Raw genomic sequence first — 16,479 nt, 5'->3', positions numbered from 1 at the left:
CCGGAAATTCCGGATAGTTCAGAATTATTTATTTATCACTTCGCTCCGAACAGCTCTACCAGCTTTTTCTCCAGGGGACTATTCCCTCCCGGCTCAAACCCAACTTCCTTCATCAGGATCTTTCCTTTGGGATCGATCAGGAAAGTAGTAGGCACACCCGTTACGGCAAAGCCGCTTTGGGAAATATTCCTGGTATCCAGGGTCTGCAACCAGGGAAGGTCTTGTTCTTTCAGTCCCTTCAGCCATGCCGCCTTATCCTTGTCGATGGAGATGCTGTAGATCTCAAATTTATCGCTCTTGTATTTGGCGTATACTTCCTTCATATGCGGGAAGGATTGTTTGCAGGGCCCGCACCAGCTGGCCCAGAAATCGATCATTACGTATTTGCCTTTCAGGGAGCTGAAGCTGAACAATTGCTCGTCCGGTGTGGTTAAAGTGAAGTCCTTTACTGTGCTGCCGATAGCGGAGTTTTTCAGGCCGTTCAGGTAATCTGCTACATTCTTTGCTTCTTCTGTTTGTTTTGCTTTTGGAGAAAGTAGTTTGTACAGCTTCTCCATATCCTCCGTTTTCAGGGTAGAGCGGGCAGAACTTAATGCCAGCGAAGAAGCATAAGAATCAGGGTGCGATTTGATGAATGCATGTAATACGCCTGATATTTCCGCAGCAGTCAGCTTTTCTCTCTCCTCATTGATCTCTGCGGATTTCGGGTTCTTCTTGTCGTACCAGGTAGGGCCGAACTTAGCAGCGATCTGGTCATTTACTTTTTTATACACCGCTGTTTGTTGCTGGCGCAGTTCGTTGTATTCCGCTGCGGATTTCAGGCCGGATACGGTAAAACTACCCATGCCTTTGGTGATGTCTCCCTCAGAAAGGATGATCTCGCCGGGTTGTTCCACCAATACGGGGAAAGGGGAGTACATACGTTTTACGTTCCTGTCGTACTCCGTGTAAAATAGCGGAAGGAAAGGTTTTTCGAATGGTAATTTGAATTCAAAGTTACCATCCACCATCACTGCAGAATCGTTCTTTACGTTAGTGCCGTAGATGTATACTTTATTATTCCCTTTGGTATCTCCGGAAAACTTTCCTTTGATCACCACCTCCTGTGCAAATGCAAAGGATGGCAGCAGCAACAATGCAAATAATTTCTTCATTGTATAAAATTGTTTTAGTGTAACTCTTTGGCCAAACGTTCTTCCAGTTCTTTCCCACGCATGTTAGCTGCAATGATCTTACCATTGGGGTCTATCAGCCAGTTCTGTGGAACGGCACGTACATTGTACAGTTGCGCTACCACGTTCTTCCAGCCTTGCAGGTCACTTACATGCAACCAAGGCAAACCATCATCCGCAATGGCTTTGATCCATGCATCTTTTTTATCATCGAGGGAAACGGCCAGGATCTCAAAGTTTTTACCTTTGAACTTATCATAGGCCAGTTTCACGTTAGGGTTCTCTGCACGGCAGGGACCACACCAGCTGGCCCAGAAATCGATCAGCACATATTTACCTTTCAGGGATGCCAGGGAAACCGGTACACCTTCTGTATTGTTCTGTGCAAAATCAGGTGCTGTAGCACCGATAGCGGTAGTGTAGGCAATTTTCAGTCTTTCTTCAAACTCTTTTCCGTCTTTGGTATTGCGTAATGCAGCATTGAGTTTTTTATACTGCTCCTCCGTTTCCTTTGGATTGCTGATAATGCTTTTGCCGGTTACTACGTTAAAGCTTACCCAGCTATTGGGGTGTGAGAGCACGAACGCATTGTCAACCGGTCCGTTCTCTTTCATGGTAGCAATAAGTTTTGCATACAGGTTTTTATACGCTTCACCCTCTCTGTCTGTAGCATACTTTTTCATCTCATCGCTGATAGCAGTGAGTTTATCCACAACAGGTTTACGGGCTTTCTGCAATACCGCATAATCGTCCTGTGCTGCAGAGCCTTTGATATCGGATTCTTTGATGGTTTTACCGGTCAGGGTAATGTTCCCTTTATCCAGGTAGAAAGAGCAGCCATCACGACCGATAATCTCACCACCATATCCCATCCCAAAATTCATGCGTGGGTTGGCACTGCCTTTCATAACAGTGATCACTGCCTGTACCGGTTTGTTGATCTTGCCTGAAAAACTAAAGGCGCCTGCTTTCAGCTCTGCGGTATCTGTTACTCTCTTTCCATCGAAAGCATACAATAATATTACCTTGGCGGGTTCTCCCAGGTCATCTATTTTTCCATTCAGCGTAAAGGCCTCCTGGGCGTGCAGTATGGAGGAAAACATTCCTGCAGCTGCTAACAACATTATTTTCTTCATGATGTATGGTTTTACTGATTTTTAGCATTCATTCTTCCAGGGCAGCGTGCCATTACTGCACGCATACGGGCCACCTGGTCCGCTGTGATGGAATTGAGTAAAGTAGGATACCGGCTGTCGTCCATCGCATTGTCTGCAACATATTTCTCATTGTCCAGGCCCACTTTTAATGCAAAGGAATAACTGTTACGTTTATCCTGCCCATCGAACTTACGGGTATCGTAACACAGATCGGAGTAAAGGCGGGAGGCAGAATACGAAGGCGTATACAATCCATAGAATGTACCTATGAAGCGGAACATTTCTATCTTCCGTTCAATACCCGGGAAGAGCATGGTGCGTGGAAATCCGACACAGGCGTTGGCATAGTCCAGGATAAAATCATCCTCATTGACTGCAGTACCTGCTACTCCCAGGATAGCCTGCTGGCCGGGCTGCGGAGCCAGTTGTTTAGCAGGATATACTGTACCCATGGCATTGTTGGCACCGGAAGGTATTACCTGTACATTCAGGTACTGCTTCGGGTTCCAGATAGTAGTGGCTTTATTCGCATTGATGAACGCAATGAAATCCGATACGTTAAAAATAGTGGCCAACGGGTTCACTTTCACATTGTCGCTATATATAATTCTGTTAAAACCTGGTTCGGGTAAGGTTTGGCCTGCCTGGTTCTTTGTGGCCAGCCGGAATTCAATATTCGCCTTAGCACCGTTAGGACTTTTGCCTACCTGGTTATTGATAACGCTGTTCATATAAGCGATGCCTTCCTGCAATTGTGCCAGCTTCACCGGTTGGTAAGAGGATACATCGTAGCTGGAATGTGTTGTGTTCAGCTCCCATACATGGAAGATCACATCTACATATACTTTAGCAGGATCAGCCGGTTTGGCCCTTAAGGCCACAGGTTTGGTGGCGGACTTCATTGTTCCGATCTCTGCATGGAACTTCACGGTATCGAAAGGGATGGTAGTAGTGGAATAACTCAATCCTACTTCTTTGCCGGACCTCTCCTCTATTATTTTCAAAGAACCGGCTGGTAATTTACGGTAGTCGATAAACTCCAGGCTATCCTTACCAGAGGGCAGACGCACTGTACGATAGGCTTCCACTATAAAGTTCAGGGTAGCCTGACCGTCTGCGATCATCATTTTATCTGTAGCAGAGAGGTAGATGGAATCCACATCGTCTATTGTTGGCTCGTATAATTTGTAGGCGAATCCATCTTTTTCACAACCGGCCTGTGCCAGTGACAATAAGCAGATGAGCCCTATTAATAGCTTGTTCATAATTTGCATTTAATGATTAGTACTCAATGGCTATCCAACCTTCATTTGGTATAAGGTCCTTGTTCTCCTGCACTTCCGTTAAAGGAATAGGTAAGGCATAACGGTAATCGTTAGGCGCTACCGTAAACTCATAACTCTTGTTGAGGAAGAAGAGTTTGCGGGTAATGGTTTTCTTACCGAAACGTTTCAGGTCCAGCCAGCGTTTATCGTTATCACCAAAGAATTCTTTCCTGCGTTCATCTATGATCTCCTGCAACAAAGCATCGCCGGCCAGGCCGTCTGCAGTTCCTGCATTTCTGAAGGCTTTGAATTTGTTGAGCGTGGTGATGGCTTCGCCAGTGCTATTCAGCCTGAATTGCGCTTCCGCCAGCATCAGGAATGCTTCTTCCGGTTTAAAGAAGCAGGCATTACCACGTTTGAGTGAACCGGTAGCTGTTCCATCGGAAGGCCATCCCCAGTTCAATGTTTTACCGGCTGTACCTACCTTACCACCTGCGCGTGCAGGATCAGCATTGAAGATAGCACCGATACGCACATCGCCGGGTTTGAAAAGTGCGGCAAACTCTGCGCTCAGCGGAATATTCTCCGGACCATAGGTACCGGGAAGGAGATACTGGAAATTAGAGCCATATATTACACCAAAAGCTCCCTGCAAATTATTCTCCTGGCATAAGGCAGGATAGTTAGGATCTTTGGCGCCATAGGCATTGATCATACCTGTAACAGTAGTAGGGATAAAGGCTTCCGTGTTTTCTGCCGCAATGGCTGCATGTGTTTTTACCTGCTCATAATCCGATGTTTCCTTTGCAGGAGATTCTGCTTTGAACCAATATACCTGCGCCATCAGGTGATGAATGTAACGGTTATTATAAAAAACACTGAAACCTGCAACCGGTGCCGTTCTTTTGATCATGGTCTCCGCCATCTTCAGATCATCGAGAATGATCTTATAAACTTCTGCCTGTGTTCTCCTGGGCATTTCAATTCCCAATACCCCCTCTCCTGTATGCAGATATACCGGGATACCCAGCTCTCCTTTATTATAGGGCGCAAAATATTCCAGCAGCTTAAACAGGTAGTAAGCACGGTGTACGTACATTTCCCCCAACAGCTGATCCTGTTGCTGCGGGGTGGCTTCAATCTCTTCCATCTGATCAATGAGGCTATTCAGAAAACCAACGATTGAATAATGCTGGTTCCAGATTAAGCCGGGTGTATTAAAATCATTCCACAGCAAAAGGTCCGCATACCCCTGTTCTACTTTAAGGTGATTATTATTAGGTTTCAGATAGGTTTGCGGTACAGCCAGCTCAAAATCGATATTATCTGAATATGCTTCAAACATCAGTGTGCCACTGGCTGGAGCCAGGCACATCACATTACCATACAAAGGTTTTACACGCAGCTCTGCCACTCCCCTTAGGTAAGATGCCAGCAATGTTTTCACATCATCTACCGTGGTAACGGTACGCTGATTTTTTGCGGGAAGGTCCAGGAATTGCTTGCAGCTCCACGAAGTAGTGAGTGCTGCTATTAAAAAGAATATAATGATGTTATGCCTCATAACAAAAAAGTTTAAAATCCAACGGTTAATGACAGTGTATACATCCTGGTATTAGGATATCCGAACGGCGTTTTTGTTTCCGCATCCGTTCCACTATAAGGACTCAAAGCCAGCACATTGTTTGCCACTAGCGTGGCCTTTAATGTTTTCATGGCTGTTCTGGCCAGCAGTTGGCGGGGCGCTCTCCAGGACAGGGAAAGCTCTGTGCATTTCAGATAAGCGCCGCTTTCAACATCCGTGGAAATAAGATACTGGGTATAGTTGGAAAGCGCTGTTCTGTAAATGGGAATATCTGTAATATCTCCGGCCTGCCTCCAGCGATAAAGATTATCCTTTAACCTGTTAGTACGGCTGGCTATGATATCACTTGTAGCACCACTCGGGCCTTCCCTTCTGTCGCGGAAACTGACGATCTCATTGCCATCTGCATACACGAAGTTGGCAGTAAGCTCTATTGTTTTGTAAGTCACTCTTGTATTGAAACCTCCATATAATTCCGGATCGCTATGTCCCAGGTAGTAGGGCCTGTATAATGCAGTAAGGTCAGCCGCACTGATCCTGCTCAGGTCTATTTCCGCATCAGCATAAGTAGTTTCAACTTTTCCTCCTACCAGTTTTGAATTCCTTTTTTGTGCCAGCACAATGAGCCCTCCTGTTACGGGGTCTACATGTGAGAACTTGTAGCCGAACCAGCTGTTCACAGGATACCCCTGTATATTGGCGGTATAGTTATTTCCTAATGTGGGCACTTCTTTCTCAAATACGTTGCTCAGGTTATTTTTCACCGTTGTGATATTACCACCTACTTCCCAGAGGAAATCTTTTGTTTTAATGGCTTCTACACGAAGGTTCAATTCCAGCCCTTTGTTCGTAAGATTACCCACGTTCACCATGGCAGATGGCCTTCCCACAGAAGGAGGTGTTCTGGTATTGTCCAGCAGGTCCATTACTTCTTCCGTAAAATAACGCCAGTCTGTATTGATCCTTCCATTGAACAGGGACAGTTCCAATCCAAGGTTGGTTTCTCTTTTCTTTTCCCATTTGATCACCGGGTTACCATATTGGAATTCAGTAGCTAAGGGAATGTTGGCATATACTGCTGTTCCCAGGGTGTAAGTATGGAAAGGATATACACTCCTGTTGATACTTCCCCTGTAGCCATATCCTACTGACAGTACCAGCCTGCTGATAGTGGAAGCATAATCTTTCAGGAAACTTTCGCTATGCGCATTCCATTTCACACCGGCAGACCATAAAGGAGAGAACTGGTTTTCCGATCCAATGATATCCACACCATCATACCGCACATTGGCATTCAGTACATAACGGTTATCATATACATAAGCCATGGAACCAATGAAGGAAGCACTCCTGTTTTCGCGGGTATAGGTGCTGCCTAACCTGGCCAGTTGCAGGTTGATGAAACGGTTATCCGGTATCAGGTCCCAGCTGGGATAGCCGGCAATGCCATATTGTTGTAAATAAATGGGATTGAAATGGGAGAACTTATCATTCTGCACAGCGCCGAATTCATTGGCGAAGAAAGCCTGCACAAAATGTTTCGCGGCAAATGTATTCGTATACTCTATGGTATTACGAATGGTATAATCCAATGTTCTTCCGGAGCCTTCCTGGAGGTATCCCCTGTTATGTTCAGGCAATACACCACCGGCAGTGGAGGTTTGGTTAAGCCAGTTATTGGCCCATGAACGATAAGTGCCGCCAAAGGACTCATCTTTATCCTGCACGGAAGTATAAGAGCCTGCTACATTTCCGGTGTATTTAAAGTGTTTGAGGAAATCATACTCTACGGTAAATTGTGCCCTGATATTTCCATAAGTGTTCGTCAACCTGTTTTCACGCAACTCACGGATAATATTGAAGGTATTATAATACAGCGCGGAATTACTTCCCACATCATAAGGAATGGCACGATAGGTAAGATCTGAAGCGTAGGTGCCATCCGCATTATAAGGTTTCTCATAAGGATTGGCAAATACCGCATATTTGAAAGGATCCACGCCTGCCTGTCCTTCCACATTCTTTTTAAGTGTGGTGTAAAGATTTACCCTGAAGAGTAATTTATTCGTTACAAAACGGGAGAGCTTCATATTGAAGCCACCTGTCTGGAATTTATTTTCAATCAGGCTGCCTTTTGAGTCCTGGAAGTTAAAACCTGCGTAATAAGTTGTTTTGGTATTCCCGCCGCTGAAGCTGATGTTGTGCGACTGGCTGTTGGCCACTCTGTAGAGTTGTTTGATCCAGTCTGTATTGGTCTGCTCCAGTAAAGCGATCTGCCTTTCTGCTTCATCATAAGTGATAGCGCCTTTATCTGCAAGGCTCAGCAGTTGTATCACACGGCCTCCGGATTCGTAAGGTGGATAATAATCATCCCGCAGTCCTCTTTCAAACGCCACCTTTTCTTTGGAGTTCATAAAATTGAATCCATTCTCGGGGCGCATGGTTACGCCCAGTTTGCCGGTGTAATTAATGTAATCACTGCCCATTTTACCATTCTTGGTAGTGATCACAATAACACCGTTGGCCGCCCTCGATCCATAGATCGAGGCAGCCGTGGCGTCTTTGAGGATAGTGATGCTTTCTATATTTTCAGGAGGTATATTACCGATACCGTTTGTGATCAGGCTGTTCATGCCGCCGGATACTTCATCTCCCTGCAAAGGCATACCATCCAGTATATACAGCGGATTCACATTTCCCGTTAAGGTGTTCACACCACGGATAATGATCTGCCCTGTTTCACCGGGGCGGCCTGAAACACTGCGTACATATACACCCGGCATTTTACCAGCCAGGGCTTTATCAAAAGTGGTGATACCTGAATTCTCCAGGTCTTTAGCCGTAACCGTACTGATGGAACCTACGGAAGCGATCTGCCTTCTGTTCTGAAAACCGTTACTCACCACGGATATCGTACTGAGGTCGTTGGAGGCGGCGCTCATTTTGATGGCACCTGTGCTTGCAATTGCCGGCACTCTCATCGTTACAGCCCTGTAACCAATATAGGATGCACTCAATACCGCATCATTATCTGCTTTGATACTGAACTGCCCGGCCTGGTTGGTGGTAGTCCCCCCGGAACGTCCCAGGATGCGGATACTTACACCCGGCAATGGTTGCCCGGAACTATCCGTTACTACCCCCACAATTACTTTCGTTCCCTCGCGGGTGGTATCTGCCGGCGCACGCGGGATAGCCATGGTAACAGCTCTCTTTCGCCGGATAATAATGGTACGGTTCTCAATGGCATAATCAAGATGAGGGCCTTTGAACAGTTCATTGAGAAAAGATTCCAAAGGCATGCTCTTTGCGCTGATGGTAACAGGCGGTGCTTCTTTAATGAGTTGGCTGTTGCTCATAACGAGGTACTTCGTCTGTTTTTGCACTTCGGTCAGGACGTCCTGCAGGGGTACTTTTGTACCGGCATAGGTGATCGTTTGTCCAGCCGCCTTGCCGCAAAGGAGCGTTGCGCATGCAAATAGCATTAAGGCAATTAGTCGCATAGTCAGTAGTTGATCTTGGTTGGTAAATGAATAAATAAGGCGCACTTCCGCTCACGAGCCAGGAATGGCCCATGATACATGCGTCCGCATACTTTTTACTTTTTTAGATTGTTGCTATTGTAACACGATCAGCTTGTTGATACTCTCCAGTTTTACTCTCACGTCCATACCGTTGAGGATCGTTATCAGCTGTTGCAGATTCTGGTTCCTTTCCATCCTGCCCCAAACCTTTATATCCGGAATACTTTTTTCATAAACAATATCGATGTTGTACCACCTGGATACCTGGCGCATGACTTCAGACAGCTTGGTGTCATTGAAATCAAATACACCGTTCTTCCAGGCTACGGCGCGTATCGTATCTGCGGGTTCAACAATAATGGCCTTATTTCCATCATGATCAGTAACAGCCCGTTGCCCTGGAGCAATTGCTCTGCCAAAGCTGCCGGAATTTACCGCTACAGCACCTTCCAACAATGTAGTGTGGATCTTCTCTTCGTCTGTGTATGCATTTACATTGAAACGGGTTCCCAATACCTGGATGGAAGTATGTTGGTTGATATCTACAATAAAAGGTTTCTTTGCGTCTTTAGCCACTTCAAAATAGGCTTCGCCGCTGAGCTGCACCCTTCTTTCCGTTCCTGTAAAACGGGTAGGGAAGCGGATGGACGATGCGGCATTCATCCAAACGTGCGTACCATCTTCCAGCAGCAAATGATACTCTCCTCCTTTGGGTGTGATCAGCTGATGAAATTGTATCTCTTCGTAGTTGTTATTAATATCTTCATACGCCAGCAATCCCTGTTGCTGCTGCACCTTTACAGATGCGCCCTGCATAAAGGAAGTATCGCTGCCGGTATTGAGCTCCATGCTATTACCATTGGATAATACCAGCTGTGCTTTCTGGCTGCCGGGCAAAACATTTTCAGCATATTCTGCTGTGGTGATATGATCCGGTTTGCGGAACTGCGTTTGCCAGATCGCAGCTGCGGCTGCCAGTACTAAGAGCAATACACCTGCGGCCCTGTAAAAAAACAGGCGCCTTATACGGAAAGCTTTACGTTTTGCTACTTCAGCGGCTAACTCTTTGCGGGCTTTTTCCGTTCTTTCCCGGTAATAAGCCAGCTTACGCCATTCTTCCGCAGCCTTTTCTTCATTGATCAGTTCTTCCAGGATCGCACGGTTACTTTCATGGGCAGCAAGCCACTGCTCCAGTTCAAGCCGCTCTGCATCGCTGAGCGTATTGCGGAGATAACCGGCCAGTAAACCCGTCATCCTGAAAGTAGTATGTAATTGCTGATCTTCCATGTACTTAAATAAAAACAGCACCCAAATACAAAATGGGACAACCGGGACCAATTATTTTAAAAAAAACTTAACAGGAAATTGAAAGATTTAGGGGAAAGCAGCTTCCGCAAGGATTTCAGGGCACGCATCTTTTGTTTGTTGACGGTACCGATGGGGATGCTCAGCCGCTCGGCGATCTCGGCATTTTTCAATTCCTCTTTATAGGCCAGTTCCATGATCAGGCGGTATTTTTCGGGGAGCTGTTCAATAGCGCCATATATTTCGCGCATGGCTTCTGCTTTGAAGATCGTGCTGAGGGTCACTTCTTCTGATATGGGCGCAGCAAGTTCCAGCGCATGTTCGTGTTTGCGCTGGCGCTGAATTTTTTCAAGGTAATTGAGACAGGCATTACGGGTGCTGATGTACAGAAATGCTTTCAGGGAGAGGAATGCATCAAAATCTGCCTGTTTCTCCCATACCTTCAGCATCACGCCCTGTACAACTTCTTCAGCGGCAAAGCGGTCTTTCAATAGCTTTTCTGCGAAAAAACAAAGGGCGGGGTAGTATTCGGAAAACAAGCAGTTAAACGTAGCCTCATCTCCGCGCCGTAATGCACTCATTGAAAAAGAATCGGGAAAAGCAGCCTTCATACCTCCGTTAATCTGGCAGAAAGATAGAAAAAAATCTACGCTAACACTATTTCCCTGTTTGTGCGGTTACCCGGCAGGTCTTCCGCCACAGCCATCACCCTGTATCCTGGATGTGCTTCAGTGCCTGCAGTATACATCCAATCCTTCCCGTTCCTGCCCATGAGGGCATTCCCTTCTTCCTGCATGACGCCCTCCGCATCATAAACCGCCACAGTCACCCGGTATACCCTGAAATCATCTGTAGCGCGGACAATAATGTCGTTTCCGGCCTTTTCTATGTTTTCTATCACCGGGGGATTGTAAGCATCCCTGATCGCAATATTATAGGCATTCTGCCCCGGCTGGGCCACGGAACGGTAAACAGCAGCCATATCCGGATCTGCCAATACTCCTTTTGCATAGGCCGTTGCCTCCGTGAATTTGTCCTGCGCCTCCAGCTGTTTCCCCGTTGCGGCTTTTTCCCTGGGTTGCTGGGCTTTGGATACAATCGTTTTCCCGCCCCTTTGTTTGATGGTTACCTGTTTACCGATACTGCCGGATAGTTTGTTGAGCAGCACATTATTGTCCGCTTTTGCCATAAAAAGAATTGTTTTGGTGTTATAACATTGTTTTTCAAGCTATTATAACAACAATGGCGGTTCAATTGTTCGGTTATTGAAGCACTCAGCTATATCGCTCCTATAGCATTCCTATAGCATTGTAGGCACATAGGTATATCGAAACGATATAGGAATGCTATAAGAGTGCTATAGGAATGCGCCTTCAGAGATATAGGGATATAGGATCATAGCACTAAAAAAGCCCGTAAGTAAAACTTACGGGCTTTTAATTTCGCTGAGGTTAAGCAGACTATTCAACTACATCCGCATCCGGCGCATTCTTTTTTACAGATGCAATACCTGCATCTCTGTTGGAAGTGCTGCTGTACGTTTCGCTGGTACCTATCACCTGGCTGTTTGCTGCTTTCAATACGAAGTAAGGACTTCCGTCCGCAGCCGTTTTCTTCTCATACCTTTCATCTGTCTGGGAATTATTCCGTACAGATTCGATGCCTGCCAGGCAATTGGCTTTTGCGGTGTACGTTTCACTGTTAAGAATGGTTTCGCCATTACCGGCTTTTAATGTAAATCGAAATTGTCCGTTGGAGGTTGGGGTGATAACAAATGTGGCCATAATGTATTGTTTTAGTAATAGAAAGTTAAAGAAAATAACGGAATTTTACACTGGGTTTAAATTTGTAATATAAAACCATTTATGTCTGACTTCCTGATAGAACATTTTAAACAGATCATTCCCCTGGATGAAAAAGAGGCGGCCTACATTGCCTCTCATTTCACTTATAAGAAATTTAAAAAACACCAGTTTGTGGTACAGGAAGGTTCTCCTGTCCCCTATAGCTTCCTCGTAGCAAAAGGTTCCCTGAAATCTTATCATACGGACGATAATGGTAAAGAACATATCCTGCAATTCGGATTTGAGAACTGGTGGATCACGGACTTTCACGCATATTCCAATGAAACACCAGCCACCATTCATGTGGACTGCATGGAAGACAGCGAGCTGTATTGCCTCTCCCTGCAGGACCGTGAGAAGTTATGCCTGGAAATGCATAAGGTAGCCTATTTCTTTCTCACAAAAGCCAATAAAGGATATCTTGCTTTGCAGCAAAGGATCCTTTCCCTGCTGAACAGCAATGCCAAAGAACGTTATGAACAATTGCTCCTGTTATACCCCGGCATCCTTAATAAAGTGCCTAAACAGCTAATTGCGGCCTACCTGGGTGTATCGAGAGAAACCCTCAGCCGTTTGTGATCTATGTCACATTAAATTGGTGATCTACCTCCTGTGCCGGATGTTGGCTGTTACTGAACTTTGTACTTCTAAAACAAATTGTATGAAGTACCTTTTATTTGCAGGCCTCGCTTTAACCGGTGGCCATGCAGCCAAAGCACAGGAGAAGAAAAAAGTGCTTATTGTATTAACCTCCCATGACCAGCTGGGCAATACCGGTGAAAAAACCGGCTTCTGGACGGAAGAATTTGCCACCCCTTATTATGCATTAACAGATCAGGGCATTGAAGTAACTATCGCATCTCCCAAAGGAGGCCAGCCCCCCATTGATCCTAAAAGCGATCTTCCTGAAAACAGTACGCCCGCTACTAAAAGATTTAAGGCAGACAAAGAGTTGCAGGAGAAGCTAAGCAAAACTATTCCGCTTTCAAAAATAAACCAGAAAGATTTCGATGCTGTATTCTATCCGGGCGGCCATGGCCCCATGTGGGACCTGGCAGAAGACAAACAGTCTGCAAAACTGATCGGATCATTCTATCAGCATAATAAGCCTATTGCGTTTGTATGTCACGCCCCTGCTGCGTTACAACATGTAAAGGATCAAAACGGAGAAGCTTTGATCAAGGGAAAAAAAGTAACGGCTTTTACGAACACTGAAGAAGCAGCTGTGAAACTGGATAAAGTAGTGCCATTTTCTTTAGAAGATATGCTGCGTTCGAAAGGTGCCAAATATGAAAGAGGAGCAGATTGGCAGGCATATGCCGTAACAGATGGATTATTGATCACCGGGCAGAATCCGGCCTCTTCAGAATTAGTGGCCAAACAACTGATACAGTTGTTAGCTAAGTAGTTCTAACCCCGGGGGATCTCTCCCGGGGTTACTCCAGCTTCTTCAGCATGTGAATATCCGTAGGTTCTTTTTCAAAAAGCACCTTATCCACTTCATCTGTAACCGCGGCCCCGTTCCCCATATAAAAAGAAACGGCGGACTTTGTTTCTGTAGAAGAGATATAGAGGGCCTTTGCCCCTCTTTTCTTTGCTTCCTCACTCAGCATTTGCAGGATGGTTTTTCCAATGCCCTTCCTTCTGAAATTCCGGGAAACATATAAGAGATCTACCTGCAACTGGTCCTGTACAGCGCCGATAAAAGCATGCGCCAATACACCAAAACCTACCAGCGCATCTTCATTAAATGCACCTATGCCCATACCGCCTTTTTGCAGTTCAGATCTGAATCTTTGCTGGACCTCCTTTAAGGCCACAGCATCCCAGCTGGAACATTCACATTGCATTTCAACGGAAGAAAGGGCGCCTTCATTCAGGGTATAGATCTTGTCTATTGATTCCGAGCGGTCAATCTGAGCCAGCTTGCCGGCCATTTCAGGGGTTAGGGGGCGATAGGTTATCATGTTACGAAGGTACTTGCATCTGCCCAAAAGAATCGTTAATTTAATACTAAATCCTCCCCCATGGAAAAGGACCCGATCGTTCAACAGACAGTGGCTGCCATTGATTCCGGAGATACCATTATCCTCGAAGCACTTATAGCAGAGAACCCCTGGCTATTAACCGAACGGCTTGTCAACGGAGAAGAAGGATATTTTAAAGACCCTTACCTCCTTTGGTATGTGGCAGGTAATCCTGTAAGGCAGCCAAAGCTGTCCGATAATATTTTAGATGTAGCCGCACTTATTATTAAAGCATTGCCTCAGCACAATTTGAAAGAGCAGGCAGGATATACGCTGGCGCTTGTATGTTCAGGCCGTGTGCCAAGGGAAAGCGGGGTACAGCTGGCATTGATAGATCTGCTGGTAGCAGCCGGCGCAGATCCTGAAGGTGGTTTTGGCACGGCGGCCATTCACCAGGAAGTGGAGGCGGTGGAACACCTGATCAAAAAAGGCGCAAAAATAAATATGCTGGCAGCTATCAGTACAGGGCGCACCGCCATTGCAAAAGAATTCATTGTATCTGCCAATGCAGAAGAACTTCAGCAGGGGCTTGCGCTGGCTGCATTGTATGGCAATACGGAATTACTGGAAGCATTGATAAAAGCGGGAGCAGATGTGAAAGCATTTTGCCCGCCGGGGTTCCATCAGCATTCTACACCACTACATCAGGCTGTGGCGGCACGCCATTTAGCAGCTGTAAAGATATTGGTGGAAGCCGGTGCAGATCTTTATATCAAAGACCCCACGTACCTGGGCACACCTATAGGCTGGGCGCTTCATCTGGAGCAGATCTCGGAAACGCCGGAACACGCAGCACAGTATAAAGCGATCAGTACCTGGCTCAGGGAATATATGAGCAGGGAAATTGCGCAGGACCTTTTCAAAGCAGGATTAATTTCAGCCGGGCAGGTGGAACAGGCGGTTCCTGTTATTGCTATAAAACTGGGGAAATGAACAACTATTTGATCGCTTCGCCCAATTCTTCGCTCATTTTTTTCATCTTGTTGTAAGACGCTTCACTGTTCCTGGTTTTATCCATTTTGATCTTCAGTTCTCCCGGGAAAAATTTGATATCGAAGGAGGTTTTGTCATCTAATGTGATGGAACCATCGTAGGTAACACTACCATCTCCGCCAAAGATATTATTGGGTTTTACGAAACGGTGCAGTACACGCTGTACGGCTTTATTATTTTTCTTATTAAAAGATGCGGTGATCTTATACGTTTCGTTGTTGTCTGAAATAGAGAGGCTGATTTTGTCTGTTGCATATGCAAAGAAGATACAAAAAACCAGTGCGCAGACAGAGAGAAGGGCGAATGCTTTTTTCATTGGAGGGGATTTACCCCTAATTTACGATAAATTTAAAAAGGCCCCGATAGTTCGGGGCCTCTAATTATCTAGCTGATGCCTAAAAGTTCCACTTCAAAAATGAGGGTACTGTTCGGACCGATGTAAGAACCGGTTTGCCTTTCCCCGTAAGCTAAGTTCGGCGGGATAAAGAAACGCCATTTGCTGCCCTGGGGCATTAACTGCACACCTTCCGTCCAGCCCTTGATCACCATGTTCAGGGGGAATGTAGCCGGCTGACCACGTTGCACAGAACTGTCGAATATTGTTCCATCTATGAGGGTACCATGGTAATGGCAGGTAACCTTGTTATTGGCAGTTGGTTTAGGGCCTGATCCTTCCGTGATCACTTCATACTGCAGGCCGCTGGGCAAAGCCACAACGCCCGGCTTATTCTTATTGGCTTCCAGGAAATCCTGGCCGGCTTTCAGATTTGCAGCGGCTTTTTCATTCTTCATATTAAACAGTTTATCAGCAATTCCCATATGATTTAATTTCTGCAAAAATAGCCATTATAAAGAAGATAATTCTCTTTTAGACAAACGTGCCCATTGTGCATGGAGCCTTCTTACATACCGGGGATGAAGTTCAATTTCATCTACGGCGGCCTGGAAATGTACCTTCGCCTCCTGCTGACGTTGTTGTTCCTTTAACAGCAACCCAAGGCGGTAACGGGCTTCGAGAGAATGGTGCAGGCGGATGATACGGTTGTATTCCTCTTCCGCTCTTTCCTTTTCCCCGCTTTTTTCCAATGCCTGCGCATACAGCAATTCATCAACGGAATTATTGATCCTGTTCTTAATGCTCAATACCTTGTGGAAATTGGCGGCGCTTTCCGCAAACTGCCCGTTGTGAAACTGGATCTTTGCGAGGGTAAGGAGGATGCCCTGATCATTGGGCCGCTGGGCAATACAGGACTGTGTTAAGGTGATGGCTTTATCATACTGCTTACTCAGCATATACTCTTCTGCCAGGTTCATTTTATTGGTAATGGTATCGGAGATCCGTAACCTGCGTTCCAGGTCCCGGATACGGGCGCCGGGGAAAAAGATCCGTTGCAGGTTATTCCAGAAATCACCCCTGTTAATTTCGGGAAGTATCTCCCGGATAATGTAAATGGCACAACCGATCACGGGAACAAACAGGATGATATAGACGTAGTCCCTCCGCCCTGTTTTAAAGGCGTGAAAGATACAGATCCCCTGCACTATAAGGATCAGGTAATAGGAATTATTCCACCAGAGAAATGGCATAGTGAAAAGGTAATTATTTT

General features: G+C 45.9%; 16 protein-coding genes. 3 read left to right on the top strand and 13 right to left on the bottom strand.

What is annotated here, in order from left to right; genetic code table 11:
• Positions 1-35 precede the first annotated feature (35 nt).
• The 9 genes from AAHN97_RS26765 to AAHN97_RS26725 all read right to left on the bottom strand — a co-directional run bounded on the left by AAHN97_RS26765 (position 36) and on the right by AAHN97_RS26725 (position 11,792).
• Positions 36-1,154, bottom strand: a complete 1,119-nt coding sequence (locus tag AAHN97_RS26765; protein WP_343305139.1) for a TlpA disulfide reductase family protein — start codon at positions 1,152-1,154, stop codon at positions 36-38.
• Positions 1,155-1,168: 14 nt separating this feature from the next.
• On the bottom strand, positions 1,169-2,308 hold the full coding sequence (locus tag AAHN97_RS26760; protein WP_343305138.1) for a TlpA disulfide reductase family protein: 1,140 nt from the start codon (positions 2,306-2,308) through the stop codon (positions 1,169-1,171).
• Between the two features lie 11 nt (positions 2,309-2,319).
• Positions 2,320-3,594, bottom strand: a complete 1,275-nt coding sequence (locus AAHN97_RS26755; RefSeq protein WP_343305137.1) for a hypothetical protein — start codon at positions 3,592-3,594, stop codon at positions 2,320-2,322.
• A 16-nt stretch (positions 3,595-3,610) separates the two neighbouring features.
• On the bottom strand, positions 3,611-5,158 hold the full coding sequence (locus AAHN97_RS26750) for a RagB/SusD family nutrient uptake outer membrane protein (RefSeq protein ID WP_343305136.1): 1,548 nt from the start codon (positions 5,156-5,158) through the stop codon (positions 3,611-3,613).
• An 11-nt stretch (positions 5,159-5,169) separates the two neighbouring features.
• On the bottom strand, positions 5,170-8,682 hold the full coding sequence (locus AAHN97_RS26745; protein ID WP_343305135.1) for a SusC/RagA family TonB-linked outer membrane protein: 3,513 nt from the start codon (positions 8,680-8,682) through the stop codon (positions 5,170-5,172).
• A 114-nt stretch (positions 8,683-8,796) separates the two neighbouring features.
• Positions 8,797-9,990 (bottom strand): FecR domain-containing protein, encoded by a 1,194-nt coding sequence (locus AAHN97_RS26740; protein WP_343305134.1) that lies wholly within the window; start codon positions 9,988-9,990, stop codon positions 8,797-8,799.
• Between the two features lie 56 nt (positions 9,991-10,046).
• Positions 10,047-10,589, bottom strand: coding sequence for an RNA polymerase sigma factor (locus AAHN97_RS26735; RefSeq protein ID WP_343305133.1), 543 nt, complete (start codon positions 10,587-10,589; stop codon positions 10,047-10,049).
• A 65-nt stretch (positions 10,590-10,654) separates the two neighbouring features.
• Positions 10,655-11,197, bottom strand: a complete 543-nt coding sequence (locus AAHN97_RS26730; protein WP_343305132.1) for a hypothetical protein — start codon at positions 11,195-11,197, stop codon at positions 10,655-10,657.
• A 271-nt stretch (positions 11,198-11,468) separates the two neighbouring features.
• Positions 11,469-11,792, bottom strand: a complete 324-nt coding sequence (locus tag AAHN97_RS26725) for a YegP family protein (protein WP_430516959.1) — start codon at positions 11,790-11,792, stop codon at positions 11,469-11,471.
• An 81-nt stretch (positions 11,793-11,873) separates the two neighbouring features.
• On the opposite strand from AAHN97_RS26725, the gene AAHN97_RS26720 reads away from it, so the two are divergent.
• Complete coding sequence (locus AAHN97_RS26720) at positions 11,874-12,431, top strand: Crp/Fnr family transcriptional regulator (protein WP_343305131.1); 558 nt, start codon at positions 11,874-11,876, stop codon at positions 12,429-12,431.
• 82 nt (positions 12,432-12,513) lie between these two features.
• On the top strand, positions 12,514-13,260 hold the full coding sequence (locus AAHN97_RS26715) for a type 1 glutamine amidotransferase domain-containing protein (protein ID WP_343305130.1): 747 nt from the start codon (positions 12,514-12,516) through the stop codon (positions 13,258-13,260).
• A gap of 28 nt (positions 13,261-13,288) precedes the next feature.
• Here AAHN97_RS26715 and AAHN97_RS26710 read toward each other — a convergent pair whose 3' ends face one another.
• Positions 13,289-13,819, bottom strand: coding sequence for a GNAT family N-acetyltransferase (locus AAHN97_RS26710; RefSeq protein WP_343305129.1), 531 nt, complete (start codon positions 13,817-13,819; stop codon positions 13,289-13,291).
• A gap of 60 nt (positions 13,820-13,879) precedes the next feature.
• On the opposite strand from AAHN97_RS26710, the gene AAHN97_RS26705 reads away from it, so the two are divergent.
• Positions 13,880-14,812 (top strand): ankyrin repeat domain-containing protein, encoded by a 933-nt coding sequence (locus AAHN97_RS26705; protein ID WP_343305128.1) that lies wholly within the window; start codon positions 13,880-13,882, stop codon positions 14,810-14,812.
• A gap of 4 nt (positions 14,813-14,816) precedes the next feature.
• Here the strand turns inward: AAHN97_RS26705 and AAHN97_RS26700 are convergent, their stop codons facing one another.
• The 3 genes from AAHN97_RS26700 to AAHN97_RS26690 form a co-directional block, all read right to left on the bottom strand.
• On the bottom strand, positions 14,817-15,188 hold the full coding sequence (locus AAHN97_RS26700) for a hypothetical protein (protein WP_343305127.1): 372 nt from the start codon (positions 15,186-15,188) through the stop codon (positions 14,817-14,819).
• A gap of 68 nt (positions 15,189-15,256) precedes the next feature.
• Positions 15,257-15,691 (bottom strand): FKBP-type peptidyl-prolyl cis-trans isomerase, encoded by a 435-nt coding sequence (locus AAHN97_RS26695; RefSeq protein ID WP_343305126.1) that lies wholly within the window; start codon positions 15,689-15,691, stop codon positions 15,257-15,259.
• 27 nt (positions 15,692-15,718) lie between these two features.
• Positions 15,719-16,459, bottom strand: coding sequence for a tetratricopeptide repeat protein (locus AAHN97_RS26690; protein ID WP_343305125.1), 741 nt, complete (start codon positions 16,457-16,459; stop codon positions 15,719-15,721).
• Positions 16,460-16,479 lie beyond the last annotated feature (20 nt).

Source organism: Chitinophaga niabensis (assembly GCF_039545795.1).
Lineage (GTDB): Bacteria > Bacteroidota > Bacteroidia > Chitinophagales > Chitinophagaceae > Chitinophaga > Chitinophaga niabensis_B.
Note: the sequence above shows the minus strand (reverse complement) of the source record. Positions and strands in the feature narration are given on the sequence as shown.

Coding starts and splice junctions, on each gene's coding strand:
- AAHN97_RS26710 (WP_343305129.1), bottom strand. CDS start 13,819: ATGATAACCTATCGCCCCCTAACCCCTGAAATGGCCGGCAAGCTGGCT.
- AAHN97_RS26735 (WP_343305133.1), bottom strand. CDS start 10,589: ATGAGTGCATTACGGCGCGGAGATGAGGCTACGTTTAACTGCTTGTTT.
- AAHN97_RS26740 (WP_343305134.1), bottom strand. CDS start 9,990: ATGGAAGATCAGCAATTACATACTACTTTCAGGATGACGGGTTTACTG.
- AAHN97_RS26755 (WP_343305137.1), bottom strand. CDS start 3,594: ATGAACAAGCTATTAATAGGGCTCATCTGCTTATTGTCACTGGCACAG.
- AAHN97_RS26765 (WP_343305139.1), bottom strand. CDS start 1,154: ATGAAGAAATTATTTGCATTGTTGCTGCTGCCATCCTTTGCATTTGCA.
- AAHN97_RS26715 (WP_343305130.1), top strand. CDS start 12,514: ATGAAGTACCTTTTATTTGCAGGCCTCGCTTTAACCGGTGGCCATGCA.
- AAHN97_RS26745 (WP_343305135.1), bottom strand. CDS start 8,682: ATGCGACTAATTGCCTTAATGCTATTTGCATGCGCAACGCTCCTTTGC.
- AAHN97_RS26690 (WP_343305125.1), bottom strand. CDS start 16,459: ATGCCATTTCTCTGGTGGAATAATTCCTATTACCTGATCCTTATAGTG.
- AAHN97_RS26695 (WP_343305126.1), bottom strand. CDS start 15,691: ATGGGAATTGCTGATAAACTGTTTAATATGAAGAATGAAAAAGCCGCT.
- AAHN97_RS26720 (WP_343305131.1), top strand. CDS start 11,874: ATGTCTGACTTCCTGATAGAACATTTTAAACAGATCATTCCCCTGGAT.
- AAHN97_RS26730 (WP_343305132.1), bottom strand. CDS start 11,197: ATGGCAAAAGCGGACAATAATGTGCTGCTCAACAAACTATCCGGCAGT.
- AAHN97_RS26705 (WP_343305128.1), top strand. CDS start 13,880: ATGGAAAAGGACCCGATCGTTCAACAGACAGTGGCTGCCATTGATTCC.
- AAHN97_RS26760 (WP_343305138.1), bottom strand. CDS start 2,308: ATGAAGAAAATAATGTTGTTAGCAGCTGCAGGAATGTTTTCCTCCATA.
- AAHN97_RS26700 (WP_343305127.1), bottom strand. CDS start 15,188: ATGAAAAAAGCATTCGCCCTTCTCTCTGTCTGCGCACTGGTTTTTTGT.
- AAHN97_RS26725 (WP_430516959.1), bottom strand. CDS start 11,792: ATGGCCACATTTGTTATCACCCCAACCTCCAACGGACAATTTCGATTT.
- AAHN97_RS26750 (WP_343305136.1), bottom strand. CDS start 5,158: ATGAGGCATAACATCATTATATTCTTTTTAATAGCAGCACTCACTACT.